Origin of the sequence: Microbacterium sp. H1-D42, assembly GCF_022637555.1 — a bacterium.
Classification (GTDB): domain Bacteria; phylum Actinomycetota; class Actinomycetes; order Actinomycetales; family Microbacteriaceae; genus Microbacterium.
The window spans coordinates 3,540,237-3,561,877 of sequence record NZ_CP093342.1; the positions used below are offsets into that span (position 1 = coordinate 3,540,237).

At 68.9% G+C, this 21,641-nt stretch carries 21 protein-coding genes; 10 read left to right on the plus strand and 11 right to left on the minus strand.

Annotated features, from left to right (window positions below; translation table 11 throughout):
• Positions 1 to 122: 122 nt before the first annotated feature.
• Positions 123 to 1,301 (minus strand): methyltransferase, encoded by a 1,179-nt coding sequence (locus MNR00_RS16670; protein WP_241927027.1) that lies wholly within the window; start codon positions 1,299 to 1,301, stop codon positions 123 to 125.
• Between the two features lie 61 nt (positions 1,302 to 1,362).
• On the opposite strand from MNR00_RS16670, the gene MNR00_RS16675 reads away from it, so the two are divergent.
• The 4 genes from MNR00_RS16675 (at position 1,363) to MNR00_RS16690 (ending at position 5,527) form a co-directional block, all read left to right on the plus strand.
• Entirely contained in the window at positions 1,363 to 3,309 is a 1,947-nt protein-coding gene (locus tag MNR00_RS16675) for a DUF5107 domain-containing protein (protein WP_241927028.1), read from the plus strand.
• 219 nt (positions 3,310 to 3,528) lie between these two features.
• Positions 3,529 to 3,915: a GntR family transcriptional regulator gene (locus tag MNR00_RS16680; RefSeq protein ID WP_241927029.1), complete on the plus strand. Its 387-nt coding sequence runs from the start codon at positions 3,529 to 3,531 to the stop codon at positions 3,913 to 3,915.
• Positions 3,912 to 4,841, plus strand: a complete 930-nt coding sequence (locus MNR00_RS16685; RefSeq protein WP_241927030.1) for an ABC transporter ATP-binding protein — start codon at positions 3,912 to 3,914, stop codon at positions 4,839 to 4,841. The genes MNR00_RS16680 and MNR00_RS16685 overlap by 4 nt, the downstream gene beginning before the upstream one ends.
• Positions 4,841 to 5,527 carry a hypothetical protein gene (locus tag MNR00_RS16690; protein WP_241927031.1) on the plus strand — a complete coding sequence of 229 codons (687 nt, stop codon included), beginning with the start codon at positions 4,841 to 4,843 and terminating at the stop codon, positions 5,525 to 5,527. The genes MNR00_RS16685 and MNR00_RS16690 overlap by 1 nt, the downstream gene beginning before the upstream one ends.
• A gap of 136 nt (positions 5,528 to 5,663) precedes the next feature.
• Here the strand turns inward: MNR00_RS16690 and MNR00_RS16695 are convergent, their stop codons facing one another.
• Positions 5,664 to 6,011 (minus strand): metalloregulator ArsR/SmtB family transcription factor, encoded by a 348-nt coding sequence (locus tag MNR00_RS16695; RefSeq protein WP_241927032.1) that lies wholly within the window; start codon positions 6,009 to 6,011, stop codon positions 5,664 to 5,666.
• A 16-nt stretch (positions 6,012 to 6,027) separates the two neighbouring features.
• Between MNR00_RS16695 and MNR00_RS16700 the strand changes: the two genes are divergently transcribed.
• Positions 6,028 to 6,498 carry an SRPBCC domain-containing protein gene (locus tag MNR00_RS16700; protein WP_241927033.1) on the plus strand — a complete coding sequence of 157 codons (471 nt, stop codon included), beginning with the start codon at positions 6,028 to 6,030 and terminating at the stop codon, positions 6,496 to 6,498.
• Positions 6,499 to 6,525: 27 nt separating this feature from the next.
• Here MNR00_RS16700 and MNR00_RS16705 read toward each other — a convergent pair whose 3' ends face one another.
• Complete coding sequence (locus tag MNR00_RS16705; protein WP_241927034.1) at positions 6,526 to 7,125, minus strand: helix-turn-helix domain-containing protein; 600 nt, start codon at positions 7,123 to 7,125, stop codon at positions 6,526 to 6,528.
• Positions 7,126 to 7,199: 74 nt separating this feature from the next.
• On the opposite strand from MNR00_RS16705, the gene MNR00_RS16710 reads away from it, so the two are divergent.
• The 3 genes from MNR00_RS16710 (at position 7,200) to MNR00_RS16720 (ending at position 11,984) form a co-directional block, all read left to right on the plus strand.
• Positions 7,200 to 8,534: an MFS transporter gene (locus tag MNR00_RS16710; RefSeq protein WP_241927035.1), complete on the plus strand. Its 1,335-nt coding sequence runs from the start codon at positions 7,200 to 7,202 to the stop codon at positions 8,532 to 8,534.
• A 122-nt stretch (positions 8,535 to 8,656) separates the two neighbouring features.
• Entirely contained in the window at positions 8,657 to 9,460 is an 804-nt protein-coding gene (locus MNR00_RS16715) for a MerR family transcriptional regulator (RefSeq protein ID WP_241927036.1), read from the plus strand.
• A gap of 82 nt (positions 9,461 to 9,542) precedes the next feature.
• On the plus strand, positions 9,543 to 11,984 hold the full coding sequence (locus MNR00_RS16720; RefSeq protein ID WP_241927037.1) for a polysaccharide lyase 8 family protein: 2,442 nt from the start codon (positions 9,543 to 9,545) through the stop codon (positions 11,982 to 11,984).
• A gap of 69 nt (positions 11,985 to 12,053) precedes the next feature.
• Here MNR00_RS16720 and MNR00_RS16725 read toward each other — a convergent pair whose 3' ends face one another.
• The gene (locus tag MNR00_RS16725) at positions 12,054 to 13,277 is read right to left on the minus strand and encodes an FAD-binding oxidoreductase (RefSeq protein WP_241927038.1); all 1,224 of its coding nucleotides are present in this window, start codon (positions 13,275 to 13,277) and stop codon (positions 12,054 to 12,056) included.
• A gap of 169 nt (positions 13,278 to 13,446) precedes the next feature.
• Between MNR00_RS16725 and MNR00_RS16730 the strand changes: the two genes are divergently transcribed.
• On the plus strand, positions 13,447 to 13,929 hold the full coding sequence (locus MNR00_RS16730) for an Lrp/AsnC family transcriptional regulator (protein WP_241927039.1): 483 nt from the start codon (positions 13,447 to 13,449) through the stop codon (positions 13,927 to 13,929).
• Between the two features lie 19 nt (positions 13,930 to 13,948).
• On the opposite strand, the gene MNR00_RS16735 is transcribed toward MNR00_RS16730, so the two are convergent.
• From MNR00_RS16735 to MNR00_RS16760, 6 genes are all read right to left on the minus strand, one after another.
• Positions 13,949 to 14,725 (minus strand): DeoR/GlpR family DNA-binding transcription regulator, encoded by a 777-nt coding sequence (locus MNR00_RS16735; RefSeq protein ID WP_241927040.1) that lies wholly within the window; start codon positions 14,723 to 14,725, stop codon positions 13,949 to 13,951.
• A 36-nt stretch (positions 14,726 to 14,761) separates the two neighbouring features.
• Positions 14,762 to 15,628 (minus strand): class II fructose-bisphosphate aldolase, encoded by an 867-nt coding sequence (locus MNR00_RS16740; protein WP_241927041.1) that lies wholly within the window; start codon positions 15,626 to 15,628, stop codon positions 14,762 to 14,764.
• Positions 15,625 to 16,704, minus strand: a complete 1,080-nt coding sequence (locus MNR00_RS16745) for a PfkB family carbohydrate kinase (protein WP_241927042.1) — start codon at positions 16,702 to 16,704, stop codon at positions 15,625 to 15,627. The genes MNR00_RS16740 and MNR00_RS16745 overlap by 4 nt, the downstream gene beginning before the upstream one ends.
• Entirely contained in the window at positions 16,701 to 17,720 is a 1,020-nt protein-coding gene (locus tag MNR00_RS16750) for an ROK family protein (RefSeq protein ID WP_241927043.1), read from the minus strand. The genes MNR00_RS16745 and MNR00_RS16750 overlap by 4 nt, the downstream gene beginning before the upstream one ends.
• A gap of 36 nt (positions 17,721 to 17,756) precedes the next feature.
• On the minus strand, positions 17,757 to 18,656 hold the full coding sequence (locus tag MNR00_RS16755) for a sugar isomerase (protein ID WP_241927044.1): 900 nt from the start codon (positions 18,654 to 18,656) through the stop codon (positions 17,757 to 17,759).
• Positions 18,657 to 18,877: 221 nt separating this feature from the next.
• On the minus strand, positions 18,878 to 20,032 hold the full coding sequence (locus MNR00_RS16760; RefSeq protein WP_241927045.1) for an ROK family protein: 1,155 nt from the start codon (positions 20,030 to 20,032) through the stop codon (positions 18,878 to 18,880).
• A 165-nt stretch (positions 20,033 to 20,197) separates the two neighbouring features.
• Here MNR00_RS16760 and MNR00_RS16765 point away from each other — a divergent pair, with 165 nt between their 5' ends.
• On the plus strand, positions 20,198 to 21,265 hold the full coding sequence (locus MNR00_RS16765; protein WP_241927046.1) for an ROK family transcriptional regulator: 1,068 nt from the start codon (positions 20,198 to 20,200) through the stop codon (positions 21,263 to 21,265).
• 37 nt (positions 21,266 to 21,302) lie between these two features.
• On the opposite strand, the gene MNR00_RS16770 is transcribed toward MNR00_RS16765, so the two are convergent.
• Positions 21,303 to 21,605 carry a chorismate mutase gene (locus tag MNR00_RS16770; protein ID WP_241927047.1) on the minus strand — a complete coding sequence of 101 codons (303 nt, stop codon included), beginning with the start codon at positions 21,603 to 21,605 and terminating at the stop codon, positions 21,303 to 21,305.
• Positions 21,606 to 21,641 lie beyond the last annotated feature (36 nt).

The following is a 21,641-nucleotide window of genomic DNA, read 5'->3' on the forward strand; positions in this document are numbered from 1 at the left end:
AGAGCACGACCGCGGACTGGTCGTACGGGCATGAGCCCGTCTTTCTACGTAATCATGGTCGCCCGGCTGAACCAAACCGAGGAAGGGATCGAGACAAGGACGTTACCCGCCTTTCACGTGGTCTACGCCCGCTTAATTGACCTGGTCACCGTGAATTTCGAGGTACGCGTGATCTGCTCGGTGGGCCCGACCTCGCGGGTCAGCACTCTGCGGTGGTCGAGATGCGAATTGAAGACGGTCCACACCTCGCCGCCTTCACGAGTCAGCCTCGCCGCCGCCTCGATGAGACGGTGACCGGCCCCTTCGTGCACGCTCGCGCCGAGGTGGAACGGAGGGTTCAACAGCACCAGATCGGCGCTGCCGTCGCCGAGGTCGGACCCGGCGTCGTCGAGGGTGACCGTGATGCGATCCTGCAGGTCGTTAGCCGCGACTGTGGCGCGCGTCGAGCGCACGGCCGCTGCCGAGCGATCGGTCGCGATGATCGTGGCAGGCGGATGCTGCAGCGCGAACGCCACGGCGAGTGCGCCCGTCCCGCAGCCGAGGTCGACGACCATGGGGCGGGCGGCCACGGCCGAACTGCCGGAGGCGAGGGCGGGCATGGCGTCGAGCAGCGCCCGCGTGCCGATGTCGAGCTTCGCCCCCGCGAATGCTCCGCCGTATGCGCACAGCACGAATTCCAGCGACGCCTCTCCCTCTCCCCGCGAGAAACCACTTCCCGGATGAGAAATGACGTGTCTGCTGGTTTCTGGAGCGGGAAGTGGTTTCTCAGCGGGGTGCGTGGGGGCGGAGGCGACCAGCAGACGGGACTTGCGGGCGGCGCGTTGGGGCTGCACGGCGGCGAAGTGTCGGGCGAGCACGTCGTTCTGGGCGAGTGTCATGTGCTTGACGCGGCCGCCGGCCACGAGAACGGCGTCGGATGCTGCCCATCGGGCGACAGCATCCGCGATCTCCTCCAGCGCGGCGAGCGACTTCGGCAGCTGCACCAGCACGACCCGCGCACCGGCGAGCAGCGTCTCATCGAGTTCGTGAGACTGCCAACCGCTCGATCCCAGCGCCCGCGCATTGTTCACCAGCGCGCGCCGCCCGGTCACGAGATCCTGATGCACGCGGATGCCCGACAGGCCGGCATCCGACAATGCCAGCGTGATGGCGCCGTATTCGTCGCCGATCACCGCGATCTCGGAGCCGGGCACACCCGCCTCGAGCGCCCACTGCACGAGCAGTTCGTCGGTGGCATCCCACGCCTGCAGGTTGGGCGCCTCGACGTCGGGGAATCGGCGCAGCCTGCTGAAGTCGAACACCCGCCCACGATACCGATCAGAAGCTTCATCGCGGGGCGGTTTGACCGATAGCGTGAGAGGCATGACGGCCACGCTCACGCTCGAATCGGTCACGCTTCCCTCCGCTCCCGTCGGAGTGCCGAATCCGCTGCCCGCTGTGGCCGCCATGCCGGAGGCTCCTTACGAGGCGTCGACCGAGAATCTGCCCGCTGAGATCGCGGCGAACATCGCGTACGGGCGGGTCACCAGCATCCACCCCTACCTGCTGCAGGACGGCTACTCGCGCGAGCTCGCCCCCGCGCCGATGCGTGTGGCGGTGCTCGAGAACCACCTGATGCGCGCGGAATTCGCGCTCGACCTCGGTGGGCGCCTCATCCGACTGCTCGACAAGGCGACCGGGCGCGACCTGGTGTACCGCAACGCGGTCTTCCAGCCCGCGAACCTCGGCCTGCGCAACGCCTGGTTCTCGGGCGGCGCGGAGTGGAACATCGGCATGCGCGGACACTGGCCGCTGACGTCAGCGCCGCTGTACGCCGCCGAGCTCACCGCCCCGGACGGCGAGCCGGTGCTGCGCATGTGGGAGTACGAGCGCAAGCGCGGCCTGATCGTGCAGATCGACGCCACTCTCGACGCGAACGTCGCAGCTCTGCACGTGCAGGTGCGCGTGCGCAATCCGCACCCGACCGAGACCGGCATGTACTGGTGGACGAACATCGCCGTCGCGCAGACGGCCGGCTCGCGCGTCTTCGCTCCCGCAACGCACGCCTATCAGACGCAGTACGACGGCTCACTCGGGTACGTCGACGTCGCGGCCCCAGACATCAGCCGGCCGGCGAGCGCCGAGGCGGCAGCCGACTGGTTCTTCGACCTTTCGGAGCCCGGTGCGCTGAGGTCGGACGAAGCGCAGCGGATGCCCTGGATCGCCGCCCTCGAACCCGACGGCTCCGGTCTCGGACACACGTCAACGTCACTGCTCAAGGGACGCAAGCTCTTCGTCTGGGGCGACACCACCGGCGGTCGGCACTGGTGCGACTGGCTCGGCGGCGAGACCGGGGCGTACTTCGAGATCCAGGGCGGTCTCGCGACGACGCAGTACGAGCACCTGCCGATGCCGGGCGGGGCGACCTGGGAGTGGCGCGAGACGTTCGTGCCGCTGCAGGTCGATGGCGACATCGACGGGGAGTGGGGTTCGGCGGCGCCCGTCGTTGAGGCGGCAGTGGTCGCAGCGTCCAGCGGCGCGGACGGGTCGCGCCTTGACGCCGTCGCTGACGTCGCCCCGGATCGGATGCTGAACACCGGCGCTCCCTGGGGAGCGCTGGAGGCCGAGCTCGCTGCGCGCTTCGGTGCGACGTTCGAGGGCCTGCCAGGGGTGCGCTTCGACCGGGATGCCGGTACTTATCAAAAGGCTGACGAGGGCGCCTACTGGGTCGGGCTTCTCGACGGGTCTGACTCGTCCGTCGACGGTGCTCTCGGCTCTCCGGCCTCGTACGTCGAGGGCGAGCACTGGGAGCGCCTGCTCGCCGAGGCCCCGGCGACCTGGTTGACGCACTATCACCGCGGCGTCATCGCGCATGCCGGCGGAGACCTTGCACGCGCGTCCTCGCACTACGAGGCGTCGCTGCGCCAGCGCCGCTCGCCCTGGGCGCTGCGCGGACTCGGGCTGGTGCGGATCACCGAGCGCGACGTGGATGCCGGGATCACGCACCTGGCCGATGCGCTCTCTCAGGCGCCGGGCATGGTGCCGCTGGTGCTCGAGCTCGGCGCCGCACTGCTGGCCGCCGAGCGCGCCGACGAGGCGTCGGCTCTCGTGGCATCCCTCTCCTCTGATGCGCGCGATCTCGGACGCGTGCGCGTTCTCGCGATCCGCGCCGCCCTCGCAGCCGGTGACCGCGAGGCCGCCGGCCGCCTGCTCGAGGAGCGCTTCGAGGTGCCCGACATCCGCGAGGGCGAGCTGAGCATGTCGGCCCTGTGGCGCGAGGCCTTCCCCGACCGCCCGGTGCCGGAGTGGTACGACTTCTCGATGTCCTGAGCCTCCCCGCCCCAGCTCCGGGAACGGATGGCGGGAGCCTGAACGGTTGGCAGGCGACACGCCGCCGATTCCACCGCCAAGCGTAAGAACTCCCGCCAAGTGTTCCGGTCCGCGAGCCCGGAAGGACATCCGGCGACCCCGAAAGTGAGCTCTGGGGTTGACGCGCGCCCGGTTAGGTGGTTAGTTAGTTGAGTAACTAACCACTCAACCGGAGGCGATGTGATCGACGAAGGCAGGCCGCTGTTCCTCCAGATCGCCGAGGCGATCGAGGACTCCATCCTCGATGGAGCTCTCACCGAAGAGGGGCAGGCACCTTCGACGAACGAACTCGCCGCCTTCTACCGGATCAATCCGGCTACCGCAGCGAAGGGGGTCGCCATGCTGACCGACAAGGGCATCCTGCTCAAGCGTCGTGGGATCGGCATGTTCGTGGCCGCCGGCGCCCGCGCCACGCTGCTCGCCGAACGGCGCACCGCCTTCGCCGAGCGCTACATCGACCCCCTCATCGCCGAAGCCCGCACTCTTGGGCTCGACGCCGACGACCTGACCGCATTGCTGCATGAACGCGCCCAGCGCGCAGCATCCACCGAAGGGACCCCCGCATGACATCCGTCATCGAGGTGCAGAATCTGACCAAGCGCTACAAGGACACCGTCGCTCTCGACAATGTCTCGCTGACGATCGAGAAGGACACCATCTACGGTCTGCTCGGCCGCAACGGCGCGGGCAAGACCACACTGATGTCGATCCTCACCGCGCAGAACTTCGCGACCTCCGGTGACGCACACGTCTTCGGCGAGAGCCCGTACGAGAACGCGGGAGTGCTCAGTCGCATCTGCTTCGTGCGAGAGAGCCAGAAGTACCCGGACGACGCGACTCCGACGCACGCGTTCCGCGCCGCACAGTTGTTCTTCCGCAACTGGGACCAGGACTTCGCCGAGCAGCTGATCGCCGATTTCCAACTGCCGACGAGCACGCGCATCAAGAAGCTCTCCCGTGGCCAGCTCTCGGCAGTCGGGGTGATCATCGGCCTGGCATCCCGCGCCGAGATCACATTCTTCGACGAGCCGTACCTCGGACTCGACGCCGTGGCTCGTCAGATCTTCTACGACCGGCTCATCGAGGACTACTCCGAGCACCCGCGCACGATCATCCTGTCGTCGCACCTGATCGACGAGGTCTCGAACCTCATTGAAAAAGTGATCGTGATCGACTCGGGTCGGATCCTGCTGAACGAGGACACTGACGCTGTGCGCGGACGCGCGTCGACCATCGTCGGAGACGCCGCCAAGGTCGAGGCCTGGGTCGCGGGGCGCGAGGTCATCCACCGCGAGGCGCTGGGGCGCGTGGCATCCGTCACGGTCCTCGGCCACCTCAGCGACGCCGATCGCGCTGACATCGCCGCAGCGGACCTCGATCTCGCGACGGTCTCACTGCAGCAACTCGTCGTCCGACTCACCCAGAACGCCGCGAAGTCGGCGTCCGACCCCGCCACCCACACTGCCACCCACACTGCCAAGGAGGTGCACTGATGCGCCGCACACTCAACGTCGTCAGACTGCAGCTGATCAACAAGAACACCTTCGTCTGGGTGCCGCTGATCGTCCTCGGTGCGGCCGTGCTGATGTCGGTGCTGATCTACGCACTCATCCCCACCGACGCACCCAAGTACGGTGGCGGCGGGCAGGCACCACTGTGGGTCTTCTTCGCCGTGGGTCTGTCGGCGATGACACTGACCTTCCCGTTCTCGCAGGCGATCAGCATCACCCGGCGCGAGTTCTTCATCGGCACGATGCTGTCGGCCATACTGGGTGCCGCGTTCATGGGCGTGCTGTTCCTGATCGGCGGCGGCATCGAGAAGCTGACGAACGGCTACGGCGTGAACGGCTGGGTCTTCTACCTGCCGTGGATCTGGGAGGCAGGTCCCCTCGGTGCCTTCGTGGTGTACTTCACCCTCGCGATGTTCTTCTTCGTTGTCGGCTTCACCGGCGCGACGGTCTACAAGCGCTGGGGAGCGATCGCGGTCACCGTCGCCAGCGTCGGCATCGGCCTGATCCTCATCGGACTGCTCTTCCTGGTGACGCGCCTCGAGCTGTGGGGGCAGGTGGGACCTGCGATCGTGCAGCTGGGTGCGCTGGGGCTCGCCCTGTGGGGGCTCGTCGTGGTCGCAGTGCTGATGCTCTTCTCGTTCCTCGCCTTCCGACAGACGATTCCGTAGATCGGATGCCAGTGCGGGCACTTTCGGATGCTGCGCAATGACGCCTTCGGCCGGTCAGCCTGTACGGGGACCGGCCGAAGGCGTTCCTGCGTTGCGCCTCTCAGCGCGCCTAGTCGTCTCAGTGCGCAGGGTCCTCTCAGCGCGCAGGATCGTCTCGGCGCGGTGGGCTGTCGAGGTCTTCGAGCAGATCCACTGCGGCCCTGGCGTAGTCGCCGATCCAGCGGTCGAAGATCCGCTTGATCGGCATCGGCGCCAGCGACAGCCGGCGCTCCCGTCCGACGCGGCGGCCGATCACGAGGTCGGCACCCTCGAGCACGCGCAGGTGCTGCAGCACGGTCGTCCGGTCGATCTCGGGAAAGCGCGCGCACAGTTCGCCGGTGGTCAACTCTGCGGGGCGCAGGGCATCCAGCATCCGACGCCTGATCGGCGCGGCGAGCGCCTTGAAGACGAGATCGTCGTCAGGGGTTCCCTCTTCGGAGGACATGTTATAAGTTTACAACATGTCTCAGGAACTCACCGAACTCTCTTTCACCGTCTCGGGGCGCGTCGCGCGCCCCGTCGCCGAGGTATACGAGGCCGTCGCCGACCCGCAGCAGCTCTCGAAGTACTTCACCACCGGAGGTGCCCGTGGGCACCTCAAGCCCGGCGCCGATGTCAGCTGGGACTTCGCCGACTTCCCCGGCCGCTTCCCGGTGACGGTCATCGACACCGACGCTCCGCACCGGATCGTGATCGAGTGGGAGGTCGCCGAGGCAGCCGCCGAGAGCGGAAGCACCAGGGTCACCTTCGAGTTCGCGCCGATCGATGACGGCGCGCGCACGCTCGTCACGATCACCGAGAGCTCATGGCAGGCGACGGCGGCCGGCGCGAAGGGCGCATTCGGCAACTGCGAGGGCTGGACCGGCATGCTGATCGCCCTGAAGGCCTGGGTCGAGCACGGCATCAACCTGCGGGAGGGGTTCTACAAGTAAGGCGCCTCGAGCGCGCGGGCGCAGCGCTCAGATCGTGTCGTCGGCGGCGATCAGGTCGATCCCCCACATGCGGCTACCAGGGTCGGTCGGGTCGTGGGCGGCTTCGGCCTCGGCGAAGATCTTGTTGACCTTCTCGGTCACCGTCTTGAACTCCGCCTCGGTGAGGCGCATCGAGCGCTGTTCGAACGTGCCGTGCACCTCGGTCGTGCGGCCAGTGACGTACTCGGGCGCCCAGTCCATCACGCGGCGCACCATCTCGAGGTGATCATCGGCAAGCGTGCGCATGAGTGCGGCACCGAGCACCTCGTCCTCGATCGGATGCTCGGGTGAGCCGACATTGAAGCCGCCGCTCACGGGCGTCCAGACCCGATCCCGCCGGTCGCGGGCGTGCTCTGGGGCTTCGGCGACCAGGCCGGCGTCGGCAAGCACGCGCAGGTGGAAGCTGGCGGTGTTGGCCGGAACATCCAGGTCCGCGGCGATATCGGCGGCCCGTGCGAACTCGCGGCGGGCGAGCGCCTTCGTGATCCGGCGACGCAGCGGATTGGCGAGGGCCTTCAGCATCGCCGACGTCATGTAGGTGTGCTCGTCGGCCTCAGCGCGTGCGTCGAGATCTTCCTGTTCGGCCATGCCGCGATTCTACCCACGAGAATAATCGCGCGATATTTATTGCGCAATTTTATCTGCGCATCTACTCTGGACGCATGACCTCGACGACCGATGCGCCGCCTCGCCTCTGGAGCAACCGCGGCTACGTGCTGTGGCTGACCAGCGACACCGCCAAGGGGCTCGCCACTTCGCTGTTCAGCTTTGCGATCCCGCTGGTCGCGCTGTTCATCACGAACGATCCGGCACAAGCCGGGATCATCGGCGGCATCGGCATGGCCGTGCGCCTGGTGATCACGCTGTTCGGCGGCGTCTTCGCCGACCGGCACGATCGCGTGAGCATGATGCTCGTCGGCGCAACGGCGGGTGTCGCCCTGGGCGCCGCGTTCATGCTTCTCGCACTTACCGATGCCCTGACGTTCGCCACTCTGCTGGTGGTCGAGGTGCTGATGGCCGCTCGCGCCGGGGCGTTCGAGCCGGCGAGCGAGAGCGCACTGAAGGAGATCGTCCCGGACGGGGTGATGGGTCGCGCGCAGGCTGCGAACCAGGGACGGGATGCCGCCTTGCAACTCGCTGGCGGGCCGCTGGGCGGCATGCTGCTCGCCGCCGGCGCCTGGCTGATCGGGCTCGCGATGACGGTGAGCTACGCGGTGGCCGCCGCCACGGCCTGGTGGCTGAAGAGGATGACAGGAGCGGATGCCCAGGCATCCGACCTCGACGATGCTGCGCAGGGACCGGCATCCGACGCGTCCGCCGCGCGCGCCGAGCGCGGCATGCTGCGCGAGATCCGCGAGGGGTTCGTGTGGCTGTTCTCGCGACCCGACCTCGGTGGGGTGCTGCTGATCATCACGGTCATCAACCTCGGATTCAACGCGGCGAGCACCAGCGTCGTCTACGCGCTGCAGCAGGACGGACATTCCGAATTGACCATCGGCGTCATCTCGGCGGCGATCGGCGCGGTGATGCTCGTCGGCGCCCTCGTCGCGCCGACGCTGGTGCCGCGAGTCAAAGCCGGCACGCTGACCATCGTCGGGCTGATGACCACCACCGCCGGCGCACTCGTGATGAGCGTGGTCGACACGCCGCTCGGCGTCGCGATCGTGTTCGGCGCTGCGGTCTTCCTGCTGCCGTCGTTGAACGCCGCGATGATGGGCTACTTCATGGTGGCGACGCCGTCACGCCTGCTCGGGCGCGCCAACAGCGCCGCGGGAGTGCTCGGCATGGGCGCGATGCCGCTCGCCCCACTCATCGCCGGCTTCGGACTGGCGTGGGTCGGGCGCACGCCGACCATCCTGTTCTGCGCAGCGCTGTGCGCGGTGGCCCTGCTGCTGGCGGTGTTCAACAAGCCCTTGCGCTCGCTGCCCGCCGAGGCCGGCTGGGCGGCGCATGCGAAGCAGTTCGAGGATGCCGGGGCGACGGCATCCGTCGGCTGAGTCGCAGTCGGCGCGAACACCCTCGAACCGGCGGAATCCAACTGCGCCCTGTGAGCGACCCAGTGAGCCACCCAGTGCGGAAGACTTGACTCTCACACTGTGGCAGGCGGGATAACGGATACATGCTGTCCATCGGAGCGTTCGCGCAGATCGGCCAGGTGACCCATCGGATGCTGCGGCATTGGGACACCGCCGGATTGCTCGTGCCCGCGCACGTCGATGAGTTCAGCGGCTACCGCTCCTACGACCCGTCACAACTGCACCGGCTGCACCGGATCGTCGCGCTGCGCCAGCTCGGCTTCGGGCTCGACGACATCGCGGCGATGCTGGATGACGGGATCGACGGCGAGCGCCTGACCGCACTGCTGCGCGAGCGGCGTGCCGAGGTCGAGCGCGAGCACCGGATCGCGGCCGCGAGACTCCTCGACGTGGAACGGCGGCTCCAGCTCATTCAGGAGGAGAACCACATGTCCCGTATCGAGATCATCGAGAAGCCGCTGCCCGCCGTGCGTCTCGCGGCGCGCAGCGCCGTCGTCGCCGAGCAGGCCGAGAACGCCGCGTTCATCGGCCCCGGATTCGACGCGGTCGCGGAGGTGTTGGATGCTGTCGGCGCGTCGCGCGCGACCCCGATCGCCTGCTTCGCCTCGGCAGAGGACGGGATGCTGATCACCGTCGGCTACGAGTACTCCGGGCATCCGCTCGACGGCGTCGAGATCGCCGAGCTGCCGGCCGTCCCGTCAGCGATCTGCGGCGTGCACCTCGGCACTATGGACCGGATCTCGCACAGCTGGATGGCGCTGCACGAGGAGATCCTCGCCCGCGGCTTCGTGCCGTCGGGCCCGTGCCGCGAGCTGTACGTGCGCGCGGTGTCTGACGATCAGTCCGACTGGGTCACCGAGCTGCAGCAGCCTGTCGAACGCGCCTGACATTATTTGTTCATCTCCTCTACTATTTGGCCGGGGAAGCGTATACCGTGTGAGCACCACACCCCTCATCCCCAGGAGGCCGATGATGTCCCCCCTCGAATTGAACCGCCGCTCATTCCTCGCCATACTCGGCGCAGGAGCACTTGTGGCTCTCTCCGGAGAAGCCGCCAGCGCGAGCACCTCCCCCTTCCGCACCGCGACGTCCGATCCGCTGGCCGCGTTGATCGAGCGCCGCCGGATCATGCTCGCCGGCGACGGCAGCGCAGCCTCCGTTCCCGAGCTCGCCGGTGTCCTCCAGCAGATGAGCGAGAGCGCCGGTGCGAGCTGGGATGCCATGGTGCGGCCAGCCGCAGCACCGGGCATCTGGCCCGATCTCCCCCTGGTCGGCGTGAGCGGCTCGGTGATGTCCGGGAACATGGGCGTCACCTTCAACCGCATCTTCGACCTGGCTCTGGCCTACTCGACCGCCGGCTGCGCGCAGCACGGCGACAGCGCCCTCGCTGCTGATCTGGTCGACGCGCTCGCCTACCTGAGCGCGAACGTCTACAGGGCCGGCCGCTCGCCCGTCGGCAACTGGTGGTTCTGGGAGATCGGCGTGCCGCGCAAGGCGGCCGAGACCCTCATCCTGCTGCATGAGGTCGTGCCCGCAGAGGTGCGCACGGCGCTCCTGGCGGCAGCCCGCCACTTCACGCCCAACCCGAACTGGCGCGGCCGCGGCACGAGCTTCGCCGAGACCGGAGCGAACCGCACCGACAAGGCGCTCTCCTGTGCGCTGCGCGGCATTCTCGATTCCCGTCCCGACGAGATCGCCCTTGCGCGCGATGCGCTCAGCGACACCGTCGGCGGTGGCCGCAACAGCGTTTTCGGCTACGTCACCCGCGGCGACGGCTTCTACCGCGACGGCTCGTTCGTGCAGCACGGCTACCTGCCATACGTCGGCACGTACGGCGTCGTGACCCTCAGCGGCATCGCCGAGATCCTGGGCCTGCTGGGCGGCAGCGCGTGGGACATCGTCGATCCGAACAAGACCGTGATCCTGGATGCCGTCGAAGCCGCGTACGCGCCGTTCATCTGGAACGGTCGCATGATGGACACCGTTCGCGGGCGTGCCGTCTCCCGGCAGGCCGCCCCGGACTACGTCGACGGCGCCGGCGCCATCACCGCGATCCTCCTTCTCGCACCCGGTGCGGGTGAGCCGTACCGCAGCCGCTACCTGTCGCTCGTGAAGGGCTGGCTCGAACGCTGCGTCGACGAGAAGCTCTACGGACTCCCCTCGCAGACGATCGCGAAGTCGCTGCTGGTGACCTCGGTCCTCGGCGACGATGTGATCCCCGCGGCACCCGCCCCGGTGTACACCAAGGCGTTCGGCGACCAGGACCGACTGGTGCACCACCGCCCGAACTTCAGTGCCGTGGTCAACGTCTCGTCCAAGCGGATCGGCCGCTACGAGTGGGGCAACCGCGAGAACAACATCGGCTGGTACCAGGGCGACGGACTCACCTTCTTCTACACCCCGACGGACCCCGCCCAGTTCAGCGCCGACTTCTGGCCGACCGTCGACCCTTACCGGCTGCCCGGCACGACCGTCACGGCAGAACCGCGGAACAACGGAGCGACCGACGGCACGGGCATCCCCCGCGCCTTCCAGGCGTTCGGCGGCGGACTCGCGCTGGACGACCGGTGGGGCATCCAGGGCATGGATCACCTCAACCACAACAGGACGCTCAGCGGGCGGAAGTCGTGGTTCTTCCTCGACGACAAGGTCGTCTGCCTGGGGGCGGCGATCACGTCAGCATCCGGACACGACGTCTTCACCACGATTGACAACCGTTCGTTCGCACCCGGCACCGTGCCGAACGTGCGCACCGACAACCGCAATCGCGTCCTGACCGCGTCCGACGCACCCGTCCGGGTCGGCCGGAACGTGCACATCATGGGTCACGGCGGCTACGTGTTCCTCCAGGGCGAGAACGTCGCCGGAGACATCGATGTGCGCATCGTGCGGCGCACGGGAGACTGGAAGACGATCAACTCGGGCTCCGACACCGGCGGCACCGACGAGGTGAAGACGCGCGACTACGTCACGCTGACCCACCACCACGGCACCGATCCGTCCGGCGGGGGCTACGCGTACATCGTCCTGCCCAACGTGGCGCACAGCGTCACGTTCACCGAATCCGACGATCCGACGGTCGCGGTGGTCGCGAACAACGCCCAGGCCCAGATGATCAAGGTCGTCCGCGACGGGCTCACGCTCGCGAACTTCTTCGCCGCGGCGTCGGCCGGTGCGATCGAGGCGAGCGGGCCGTGCTCGGTGGCCGTGCGCGCCGACGGCGGCCGCACGACGGTGGCGCTCTCCGATCCCAGCCGCACGCAGCAGGTCGCCCGCGTCACCCTCGCCGACGTGTCGACATCGTCGGTGGTGGAGGCGGATGCCGGAGTGCGGATCGTCTCGGCGGCACCGCTCACCGTCGAGTTCGAACTCGACGGTCACGGCCACTCGAAGCGGATCGTCCTGGCCTGACTCGACCTCGGAGCATGTCGCGAAACCCTCCGGATCCGCGAATGGCGGGTCCGGAGGGCCGCGACACGCTCAGCGCAGCGGGTCGAACGGCTTGATCACCGGGTCGATGCGACCGGTGACGATCTGCTCGGCGAGCAGCTTTCCCGTTGCCGGCCCGAGCACGATGCCCCACATGCCGTGGCCACCGGCGACGTAGACGTTCGGGGCCTTCGTCGCACCGACCAGCGGCAGGCCGTCGGGTGTGACCGGGCGTGAGCCCACCCACTCGTCCTGGCGGTCGTCGAGGTCGACGCCGGTGAACAGCTCGCGTGCCTGCGCGATGATCGCCTGCACTCGACGGGGCTGGAACGGCTCGTCCGGCCCCCGGAACTCCATCGTGCCTGCGATGCGGAATCGCCCCTGGTACGGCGTGCACGCGATGCGCTGTGCCGGCAGGTAGACCGGGTGCTCCTGAGGCTCTGCCGTCGCGACCGAGAACGAGTAGCCGCGGCCGGCCTGCACGCGGGTGCGCACACCGAGCTTGCGGGCGAGCGCTGGCATCCACGCTCCCGTCGCGATCACGACCGAGTCGGCCTCGCGACGCTCCCCGTTCGACAGAGTCACCACCGGGTGACGGGTCGACGATACGTCGGTCACCTCGTAGCCGATGACCAGCTCGCCACCGCGCGCCACGACCGCCCCGCCGAGTGCCTCGACGAAGGGTCCAGGCTCGAAGAACCGCTGGCCGTCGAGCCGGTACGCGTGAGTGACAGCATCCGACAGCACCGGCGCGAGCTCGCGCGGGTTCTCGAGACGCTCGAACGGCACGTCCTGTCCGTGCCGGATGACGCCCTCGATCTCGTGCAGGAAGCCCTTCGAATCAGACTCCCCCTTGAAGCCGATCACGAACGGACCCTCGCGGGTCCACGACTGCACACCGCCGTCGATGAGCTCGTCGAAGCACTCCAGGGCGATCTTGTCGATCGGCGTGAGATCGGCCATAGTGCGGTCCCACGCGCGGTTCGTGCCGTGGGCGGCGAACTGGGCGAGGAACGCCCAGAGTCCGGCATCCACTCGGAACGGAACGTGCAGTGCGGCATCCGGATCCAGCAGGGCCTTCGGCCCGTACGTCCACAGCCCGGTGTCGGCGAGCGGGATCGTCTTGCCGGGGGTGAGCCACCCGGCGTTGCCCCACGATGATCCAGCGGCGATGCCGACCCGGTCGATGACCGTGACGTCGACGCCACGCTCCTGCAGATGCCATGCCGTGGCGAGACCGACCATTCCGGCCCCGACGACGATCGTCCGCGTCATTGCGTCCTCCTGAGACTGCTCATGCTCCAATGCGTGCGCGGGCGCGAAGAGCACCTGCTACCTGCGATTATGCAGATCTCGACGACGCCAGCAGGTCAGCATCGAAGATTCTGCGTAAAATTGCGGAGAAGCAGTCGAAATCTTCACTCACTGAGGAGGAAGTGACCCCATGGCTCCCGAATCTTCGCCCGCCGCGCATGCGGGGTTGGATGCTGTCGATCGCAAGATCCTCTCCGAGCTCAGCCGCAACGGGCGGATCTCGAACACCGACCTCGCCGCGATCGCCGGAATCGCCGAGTCCACCTGCCTCAAGCGCGTGCGCGCGCTGCAGGAGAGTGGCGTGATCGTCGGCTTCCACGCCGAGATCTCGCCGGCCGCAATGGGGCTGCACCTGGAGGCACTGATCACGATCCGACTGCAGGCGCACGCGCGCGGCGACCTGCGCCGGTTCCAGGGATACCTTGAGGATCTCCCCGCGACCCAGCGGGTGTACTTCCTCGCCGGGGATCGCGATTTTCTCGTGCACGTGGCGGTGTCGGATGCCAGTGCGCTGCGCGAACTGGTCTCTGACACCATCAGTCTGCGCCCAGAGGTGGCATCCACCAGCACCAGCCTGATCTTCGCCCAGGCCGCGGGTTCAAGGGGCCTGTGACAGGCGAAACCGCCAGGGCTCAGGTCGCGGGGCGGACGTCGTAGCCGGCATCTGTCAGCGCTGCGCGCTGGGCATCCGACGCACCGGCATCCGTCAGCACGACCGGGAACAGCTCGGACCCACCCACGTGCGCGAACGCCGAGCGTCCGAGCTTCGACGCGTCGGCGACGACGTATGCGCGCTCGGCACGCTGCGCCATCATGCGGTTGACGGCCGCTTCGGCCTCGTCGTGGGTGCTCGCGCCCGACTCCGCCGACAGCCCGTTCACGCCGATGAAGGCGATGTCGAGTCGGATGCCGCTGAGCAGCTGTTCGACGAACGGGCCGACAAGCTCGAAGCTGCGCGGGTGGATCACGCCGCCGGTCACGACCACCTTGAACTCCGGCCTCATGGCCAGCTGCGAGGCGATGTTCACCGCGTTCGTGACGACCGTCAGCCCGTGCTCGGCGAGATCGGCTCGTGCGGCGAGCGCCGTCGCGATCGCATTGGTGGTGGTGCCGCCAGACAGGCCGACGACCTGTCCAGGCGAGACCTGCGCGGCGGCCGCGGCGGCGATCTGCTCCTTCGCCCCGGTGCCGTGATGACTGCGGTACCGGATCGGCAGCTCGTAGGCAACCGACTGAGCCACGGCGCCGCCGTGCGTGCGCGTGAGCAGCCGTCGCTCGGCCAGGCTGTCGAGGTCGCGTCTGGTCGTCGCCGCCGAGGCGCCGAAGCGCTCGACGAGCTGATCGACACTCACCTCGCCCTTCTCCGCGAGCAGGTCGAGGATGGCGGAGAGGCGCGCGGCGCGGTTCATATCGATCCCCGAGTGGTCGGTGGCTGGCGGTGAAGCTCAGTCGGATGCCAGGGCGAAGAGTCGCAGCATCCGCGCTGCCTCTTCGGCCACGGCCTCGCGGGCGGGCTTCAGGTACTTGCGCGAGTCTACGAGGTTCTCGTCGGCCGCCAGCGTCTCGCGGATCGCGCGGGTGAAGAAGCCGTTGAGGTGCGTGGAGACGTTGACCTTCGTCATACCGGCGTGCACCGCCTGCACGATCACGTCATCCGAGACGCCGGACGAGCCGTGCAGCACGAGCGGCACGTCGACGCCCTTGCGCCCGGCACCGCGCAGCGCTGTGCGAAGGCGTCCGATCAGCTCGATGTCGAGAGATGCCGATCGGTCGAGCATCGCGTGCGATGAGCCGACCGCGACGGCGAGCGAGTCGACGCCGGTGGCCTCGACGAAGGCGCGCGCCTCAGCGGGGTCGGTGCGCACGCCCGGCGCGTGGGCGCCATCCTTGCCGCCGACCTCGCCGAGCTCGGCCTCGATGTAGACGCCGGCAGCGCGCGCACGCGAGGCGACATCGGCGGTGACGGCGACGTTCTCGTCGTAGTCGAGCTTGCCGCCGTCGAACATGACCGATCCGAAGCCGAGCTCGATGGCCTCGTCGACCAGCTCGGGGCGCTCAGCGTGATCGAGGTGCACGGCGACGGGAGTCGATGCGCGGCGTGCGACGGCGAGCGTCGCCCAGCCGATCGGCTCGAGCCCGCCGTGATAGTCGGCGCAGTTCTGCGAGATCTGCAGGATGACCGGCAGGTTCGCACGCTCGGATGCTGAGACGAGCGCCTCGGCGGTCTCGAGGTGAATGACGTTGAAGGCGCCGAGGCCGGTGCCGACGGCGGCGGATGCGCGCATGAGGTCGCGGGCGGAGACGAGGGTCATCGGGTTTCCTTCGGGGTGAGGACGAGGGACTGCTCGAGGTCGGGCCAGGTCGGGTGGATCTCGCCGGCGAGCGGCATGAGCACGGCGGCGGCGGACCATGACGTCGCGCGACGCAGGATCTGCTCGGGGTCGTGGATGCCGGCATCCATCAGCACGGCACACGCGGCGACCGCGGCGTCGCCCGCCCCTGTCGGGTTGCCTGCCAACGGGGTGCCGAGGCGGGCGTGCAGGATGTTGACGGCCAGGCCGGCGTGCGGAATCACTGATGCATCGGCGTCCGCACGGTGTGTCGCGCCGCGACTCGCCGTGTCGGAGACGGATCGTCCGTAATCCGACACAGCGGAGGCGGTGGATGCCGGTGCCTCTGCTTCTGCGGCGGTGATGGCCAGCATCCCGTCGGCGCCGCGAGAGAGCAGCACGAGTTCGGCGCCGCGGCGCAGCAGCTCGCGGGCGCCGTCGATCGGGTCGGCAAGGCCGGTGGCATCCGCCAGCTCGTGCTCGTTGGGCTTGAGGACGGATGCCCCGGCATCGGCCGCCACGAGCAGCGCGGGGCCCGACGTGTCTGCGATCACGGTCGCACCGGCTTCACGGCCGAGCGCGATCAGCGACGGCAGGACATCGGCGGGGGTGTCAGGCGGGAAGCTTCCCGAGATCACCAGCACCGGGGCGCCGGCATCCGAAACACCACTGCTCGCGAGCGCCTCGGCGACGGCGGCGCGCAGCGCGTCCCATTCCGCCGCGGTCGGCGCGAAGCCGCGTTCGTTGACGATCGTCGTGTCGCCCAGCGCCTCATCGACCAGCGCGATGCTGCGACGCGTGGATGCGGCGACCGGGACGAACAGGTGCGGCACCCCGGCGGATTCCAGCTCTTCGGCGAACTCCGCACCCGTCGCACCGCCCACGGTGGTCACCGCGACGACCGACGCGCCCTGAGCATGCGCGACGCGAGCGACGTTGAGGCCCTTGCCTCCGGCGCGCGCGGCACCGGCATCCGCCCGATGCGTGCCCCCGGCGACGATCTTCTCGACGTGCCAGGTGAGGTCGAGCGCGGGGTTCGCGGTGACGGTGACGATCATGCGCCACCCCCGCTCACAGCGGCGGAGGCGGCCTCGCGGGCGTGCAGCGCCGATCCGAGGATGCCGGCGTTGCCAGACAGCTCGGCCGGAACCAGCTCGGGGATGCGGTGGAAGCTCAGTCGATCCTGCAGCCGCGTGCGCAGCTCGTCGAACAGGGCGCCGCCTGCGCGCGAGAGTCCGCCGCCGATGACGACGGCCTCGGGGGCGATCACGGCAGTGAGCTGTGCTATCGAGAGCGTGAGGGCGTCGAGCGCCTCGTTCCAGATGCGCGCTGCGGTCTCGTCACCGGACGCAGCGAGGGCGATGACCTCCTTCGCCCCACCGGCACCCACCCCTGAGGCCTCGGCGTATCGCCGCGAGATGGCTCCGGCAGAGGCGACGGCCTCCAGGCATCCGCGTGCCCCGCATGGGCACGGCCACTCCCCGATCGGCGAGTGCCCGATCTCGCCGGCGTAGCCGCCGGCGGTGTGCGGGCGTCCGTCGATGAGGATCGCACCGGCGATGCCGGTGCCGATGATCAGCACGACGGAGTTCTTGTACGAGCGGGCACCGCCGAGCACGTGCTCGGCCCAGCTCGCCGCGCGCACGTCGTGGTCGAAGGCGACCGGCAGCCCGAAGCGCGCCTGCGCGAGATCCCGCATCGGGGCGTTCCGCCAGCCGAGGTTGCTGCTGAACACTCCGACGCCGGCCTGCTCGTCGACGATGCCGGGCACGACGAGGCCGACGGCCTGCGGCACGATGTCGGGATGCTGCGCGCGCAGCTCCGCGGCCAGGTCGGCGAGCCGGTCGATGAGTCGCTCCGCGCCGCCTTCGCCGCCAACCGGGGTGGGCGTGCGGCGAAGGCCGACCGCGGCGCCTTCGGCGTCGAACAGCGCCGACTTGATGTCGGTGCCGCCGACGTCGAAGGCGAGCACGGGTGCCCCGCTGCCGATCGACGCGGCGCGCGCGAGCTTCTCCCCTGACGCGTCGGTGACGACGTCTGGGATGCTGCTGTGATCAGGCGATGCGGTGCTCACGTGTCAGTCGGATCCGATCTCTGTCGTCGAAGAGGCTCAGTCGTCGAGGATGACGGAGCGCGTCAGGTTGCGCGGCTGATCGGGGTCGAGACCCTTGCCGACAGCGCGGTCGAGGGCGACGCGATGCAGGCGCACCAGGTCGGCCATCGGGTCGATCGCGTGCTGCACGAACTGGGCACCGGTCGCCTCTACCTGGGCCTTCAGTCCCTCGGGTGCGGCGCCGAACTGCCAGGTGATGCGGCCCGGGGCGGCGATCGCGATGGGACCGTGACGGTACTCCATGGCCGAGTACGACTCGGTCCACGACTGCGACGACTCGCGCATCTTCAGCGCCGCCTCGTGCGCCAGGCCGATCGACCAGCCGAGGCCAAGGAAGCTGTACTGCTCGGCAGCGCCGAGGGCTGCGTCGTCGGTGGCGTCGAGCACGGTCTGCGCGTCGGCGATGGCCGAGTCCAGGTCCTCACCAAGTGACGCACGGAACAGTGCGAGGGCGGTGGTCGCGAAGCGGGTCTGCACGACCGACTGCTCGTCGGCGAACGGCAGACCGATGACGGTGTCGGCGAGGTCGACGAGCGGCGAGCTGGTGTCGCCGACGACCGCGATGACGGGGGTCTTGCCCTTGACGCGCTCGGTCAGCTCGAGCACCTCGGTGGTGGTGCCGGACCGGGTCAGGGCGACGATCGCGTCGTAGCCGCGACCGGCGGGGACCTCGGATGCTGTGAACGCGTCCGTCTCGCCGAGGCCAGCGGCCTCGCGCAGTGCCGCATAGGACTGCGCCATGAACCAGGAGGTGCCACAGCCGACGACGGCGATGCGGGCGCCGGATGCCGGCAGAAGTGCCTGCTCGGTGCGCATTCCTGCGGCGCGGGCCCAGGTCTCGGGCTGCGAGTTGAGCTCTGCGCGCATGTGCGCGCCTGCGGTGGGCGTATCGGTCATGTCTAACTCCTCGGCTCCTGCCATCCGATATTTCGGATGTAAGTTTGTGATTGTTTAAGCGGCTTATCGCTCATAATACCGCAGAAGGGTGTGTTCGGGGAGGAACTTCCCGACGTTGGCCCCTCACCGGCGTACCGAGTTACTGATGCCCGTCCGTCCGCACGGCGTGTCGACACCCGACACGCCGCAGGGAACTCACGATCGTCAGTGATTCGGCACAGTCAAACCCCACCCCGCAGCTGCGCGGCACTCCATCGCACGCCGAGTGATGACCCCAGCGCCAACTGCGCGGCTCCCGCGTGCCCGGCGACCTGCGCGGTCGCCCCGCGCACGGGAACGGACACCGTGCCACTCGGCGCCTGTCTGATCTGCTCGCGCACCAGGTCGAGGAACGCCTCGCCAAGGCCGGTCACCGCACCGCCGATCACGACCTCGTCCGGGTCGAGCATCGCCGTCAGCATGGTGATCACGCGACCGAGGGCGACGGCACCACCACGCAGTCGCTCCGGATCGGTCGCACCGACGATGGCGGCCAGCTCGCGGGCATCCATCCCCTCTGTGAAGTCGCTGCCGAGCATCGCCGGCATCGCCGCGGCCGATTCCAGGCAGCCGCGACGACCGCAGCGGCAGTCCTCCGCGTCATCGCCGAACACCACCTGCACGTGCCCGATCTCACCGACCCGCGCCAACGGACCGGGCGCCAGTTCGCCGTCCAGCGTGACCGATGCGCCGATGCCGATGCCGATGTGCAGGAACAGCTGTCGTCCGCTCGACGTGCCGCCGACGACCATCTCGGCGATCGCCTCGGCATCGACGTCGTTCACGAGCAGAGCGGGCGCGCCGAGCACCTCGGACAACTGCGCGGCGAGCGGCACGTCGACCCAGCCGAGCTGCACGCTCTGCAGGACGCGCTGCCCGTCCGTGGCGCCGGGCAGCTGCACGGTGGCCGCGAGGATGCGCGGGACGAAGCGGTGGCCGATGCGGGCGATCATGGCGTGGATCTCGCGATCGCGGTCGTGCGAGGAGTAGACAAGGCGCTCTTCATAGACCGACGAGCCGTCGAGTGTGATCAGTGAGGCATGCGCATCGCCGAACCGCAGCACGACGACGAGCAGCAGGTGATGCCCGCCGTCCACGGCGAGTGTCATGGCCCGCTTGCCGCCGGTACTGGCCGCGTGTCCGACCTCGACCACGAGGCGCTCGGCGATCAGCTCGGCGACCAGCGACGACGCCGTCGCGGCAGTGAGGCCGGTCTCCCTCGCGATGCCGGCGCGGGTTTCGCTTCCCGAGTTGTCGAAGACGAGCTGCAGCGCCCGACGCAGATTCGTCCGGCGAACGAGGGCCTGACCGTCGAGGTCCTCGCTGAAATACAGCATCCCTTGCCGGTCCTTTCTGCTGCACCGCCCCGGGCGGATCTTTGACAACAGCCGGAGTCGAGCTTACGCTCGCATTAGTAAGTTTAGTCGATGAACTAAGTAATCGACAGGTGCCGCCAACGTCGGACAGGCACTCGCCTCGGACCGACCCGAAGAAGGAACACGATGGTCGCCAACACATCGCTCTCGTCACGCGCCACGGCCCAGCAGCTGCCCGGCCTCGGCACCCGTCGCCACAACCGCGGCGTCGTGCTGCAGACGCTGCTGCGCGAGGAGACCGCCAGCCGCGCCGATCTCGCCCGTCTGACGGGTCTCGCACGGCCGACGATCACCGAGGTCATCCGCGAGCTGCTCGCGACCGGCGTCGTCATCGAGACCGGCCACAGCCAAGAGGTCAGGGTCGGCAAGCCCTCGGTGATGCTCGAGATCGATGCGCAGGCCGCCCAGTCGATCGCCGTCGACCTCACGCGCCCCGACTGGATCGTGGGCGCCGTGTGCGGGCCTGACGGCAGCATCCGTCTCCGCCACGAGATCGCGCGTGCCTCGGCGTCCGACCAGGGAGCGGCGGTCACCACGCTCGTGGCCCGCCTCTCGGCGCAGTCTGGAGTCCCCGTTCTCGGCGTCGGGATCGGCGTGCCGCTGGGTGCCGATGAGGAGGCCACCGCGGTCTCCGCCGCACTCGCCACCGCACCCGAGACGGTGAGTCTGCCGGTGCACATCGCCGCCGAGGCCGACCTGGTCGCCCGCGCCGAAGCGGGCTACGGCACGGACGAATTCCTGCTGGTGCGTGCCGGAGACGTGATCAGCACCGCCATCGTGACCGAGTACACCGCCGGCACCCCCACCGCCCGCGAACTCGCCCACCTCGACGTCGGCGGCGACGCGGGTCGCGCATGCCGCTGCGGCAACAGCGGGTGCGTGCACGTCTGGCTGGCTGTGCTCGGAGAGCGCATCGAGACCGCCGCGGATGAGGATGCCAAGGACGCGCTGCGCCGTGAGGCCGGCACGCGCCTCGGCACGCCGCTCGCCGCGATCGTCTCAGCGCTGGACCTGCCCCACGTCGTGCTGAGCGGCACGAGCGGGCTGCGCGGCGACGCGCTGTGCGATGCCGCCGAGACCGCGCTCAGCGCTGCCCGACTGCCGAGTGCGCACGTGGAGGTGCGCTGCAGCGGGATGGAGGATGCCGTGCTTCGCGGCGCTGCCGCCCAGGTGCTCGCGGTCGAACTGGCCTGATCTCGAACTGGCCTGATTTCGAACCCGACCAGCGCGCTCAGCGGCCTTCGGCGGCCTCGGTGTGGTGGCGGATGACCTCGGCGACGACGAAGTTGAACCACTTCTCGGCGAACTCCGGATCGAGGTGGGCCTCTTCGGCGAGCGCACGCAGGCGGGCGGTCTGCTGCTCTTCGCGTCCGGGGTCCGAGGCGGGCATGCTGTGCTCGGCCTTGAGGTGGCCGACCTGCTGCGTGCAGCGGAAACGCTCGGCCAGCATGAAGATCAGAGCCGCGTCGATGTTGTCGATGCTGGCGCGAAGGCGCTGCAGCTCGGCGCGGGCCTGCTCGGCGTCGTCAGTCATGATCCTCCTGTTGGTCGGCCCTTCACGATATCTCCC

What these genes read in the sequence shown, in the direction of transcription:
- MNR00_RS16755 (WP_241927044.1), bottom strand. Translation starts at nt 18,656, where the DNA reads ATGACCGATACGCCCACCGCAGGCGCGCACATGCGCGCAGAGCTCAAC.
- MNR00_RS16705 (WP_241927034.1), bottom strand. Translation starts at nt 7,125, where the DNA reads ATGGCCGAACAGGAAGATCTCGACGCACGCGCTGAGGCCGACGAGCAC.
- MNR00_RS16735 (WP_241927040.1), bottom strand. Translation starts at nt 14,725, where the DNA reads ATGAACCGCGCCGCGCGCCTCTCCGCCATCCTCGACCTGCTCGCGGAG.
- MNR00_RS16740 (WP_241927041.1), bottom strand. Translation starts at nt 15,628, where the DNA reads ATGACCCTCGTCTCCGCCCGCGACCTCATGCGCGCATCCGCCGCCGTC.
- MNR00_RS16710 (WP_241927035.1), top strand. Translation starts at nt 7,200, where the DNA reads ATGACCTCGACGACCGATGCGCCGCCTCGCCTCTGGAGCAACCGCGGC.
- MNR00_RS16715 (WP_241927036.1), top strand. Translation starts at nt 8,657, where the DNA reads ATGCTGTCCATCGGAGCGTTCGCGCAGATCGGCCAGGTGACCCATCGG.
- MNR00_RS16745 (WP_241927042.1), bottom strand. Translation starts at nt 16,704, where the DNA reads ATGATCGTCACCGTCACCGCGAACCCCGCGCTCGACCTCACCTGGCAC.
- MNR00_RS16675 (WP_241927028.1), top strand. Translation starts at nt 1,363, where the DNA reads ATGACGGCCACGCTCACGCTCGAATCGGTCACGCTTCCCTCCGCTCCC.
- MNR00_RS16690 (WP_241927031.1), top strand. Translation starts at nt 4,841, where the DNA reads ATGCGCCGCACACTCAACGTCGTCAGACTGCAGCTGATCAACAAGAAC.
- MNR00_RS16730 (WP_241927039.1), top strand. Translation starts at nt 13,447, where the DNA reads ATGGCTCCCGAATCTTCGCCCGCCGCGCATGCGGGGTTGGATGCTGTC.
- MNR00_RS16765 (WP_241927046.1), top strand. Translation starts at nt 20,198, where the DNA reads ATGGTCGCCAACACATCGCTCTCGTCACGCGCCACGGCCCAGCAGCTG.
- MNR00_RS16725 (WP_241927038.1), bottom strand. Translation starts at nt 13,277, where the DNA reads ATGACGCGGACGATCGTCGTCGGGGCCGGAATGGTCGGTCTCGCCACG.
- MNR00_RS16720 (WP_241927037.1), top strand. Translation starts at nt 9,543, where the DNA reads ATGATGTCCCCCCTCGAATTGAACCGCCGCTCATTCCTCGCCATACTC.
- MNR00_RS16695 (WP_241927032.1), bottom strand. Translation starts at nt 6,011, where the DNA reads ATGTCCTCCGAAGAGGGAACCCCTGACGACGATCTCGTCTTCAAGGCG.
- MNR00_RS16760 (WP_241927045.1), bottom strand. Translation starts at nt 20,032, where the DNA reads ATGCTGTATTTCAGCGAGGACCTCGACGGTCAGGCCCTCGTTCGCCGG.
- MNR00_RS16770 (WP_241927047.1), bottom strand. Translation starts at nt 21,605, where the DNA reads ATGACTGACGACGCCGAGCAGGCCCGCGCCGAGCTGCAGCGCCTTCGC.
- MNR00_RS16685 (WP_241927030.1), top strand. Translation starts at nt 3,912, where the DNA reads ATGACATCCGTCATCGAGGTGCAGAATCTGACCAAGCGCTACAAGGAC.
- MNR00_RS16700 (WP_241927033.1), top strand. Translation starts at nt 6,028, where the DNA reads ATGTCTCAGGAACTCACCGAACTCTCTTTCACCGTCTCGGGGCGCGTC.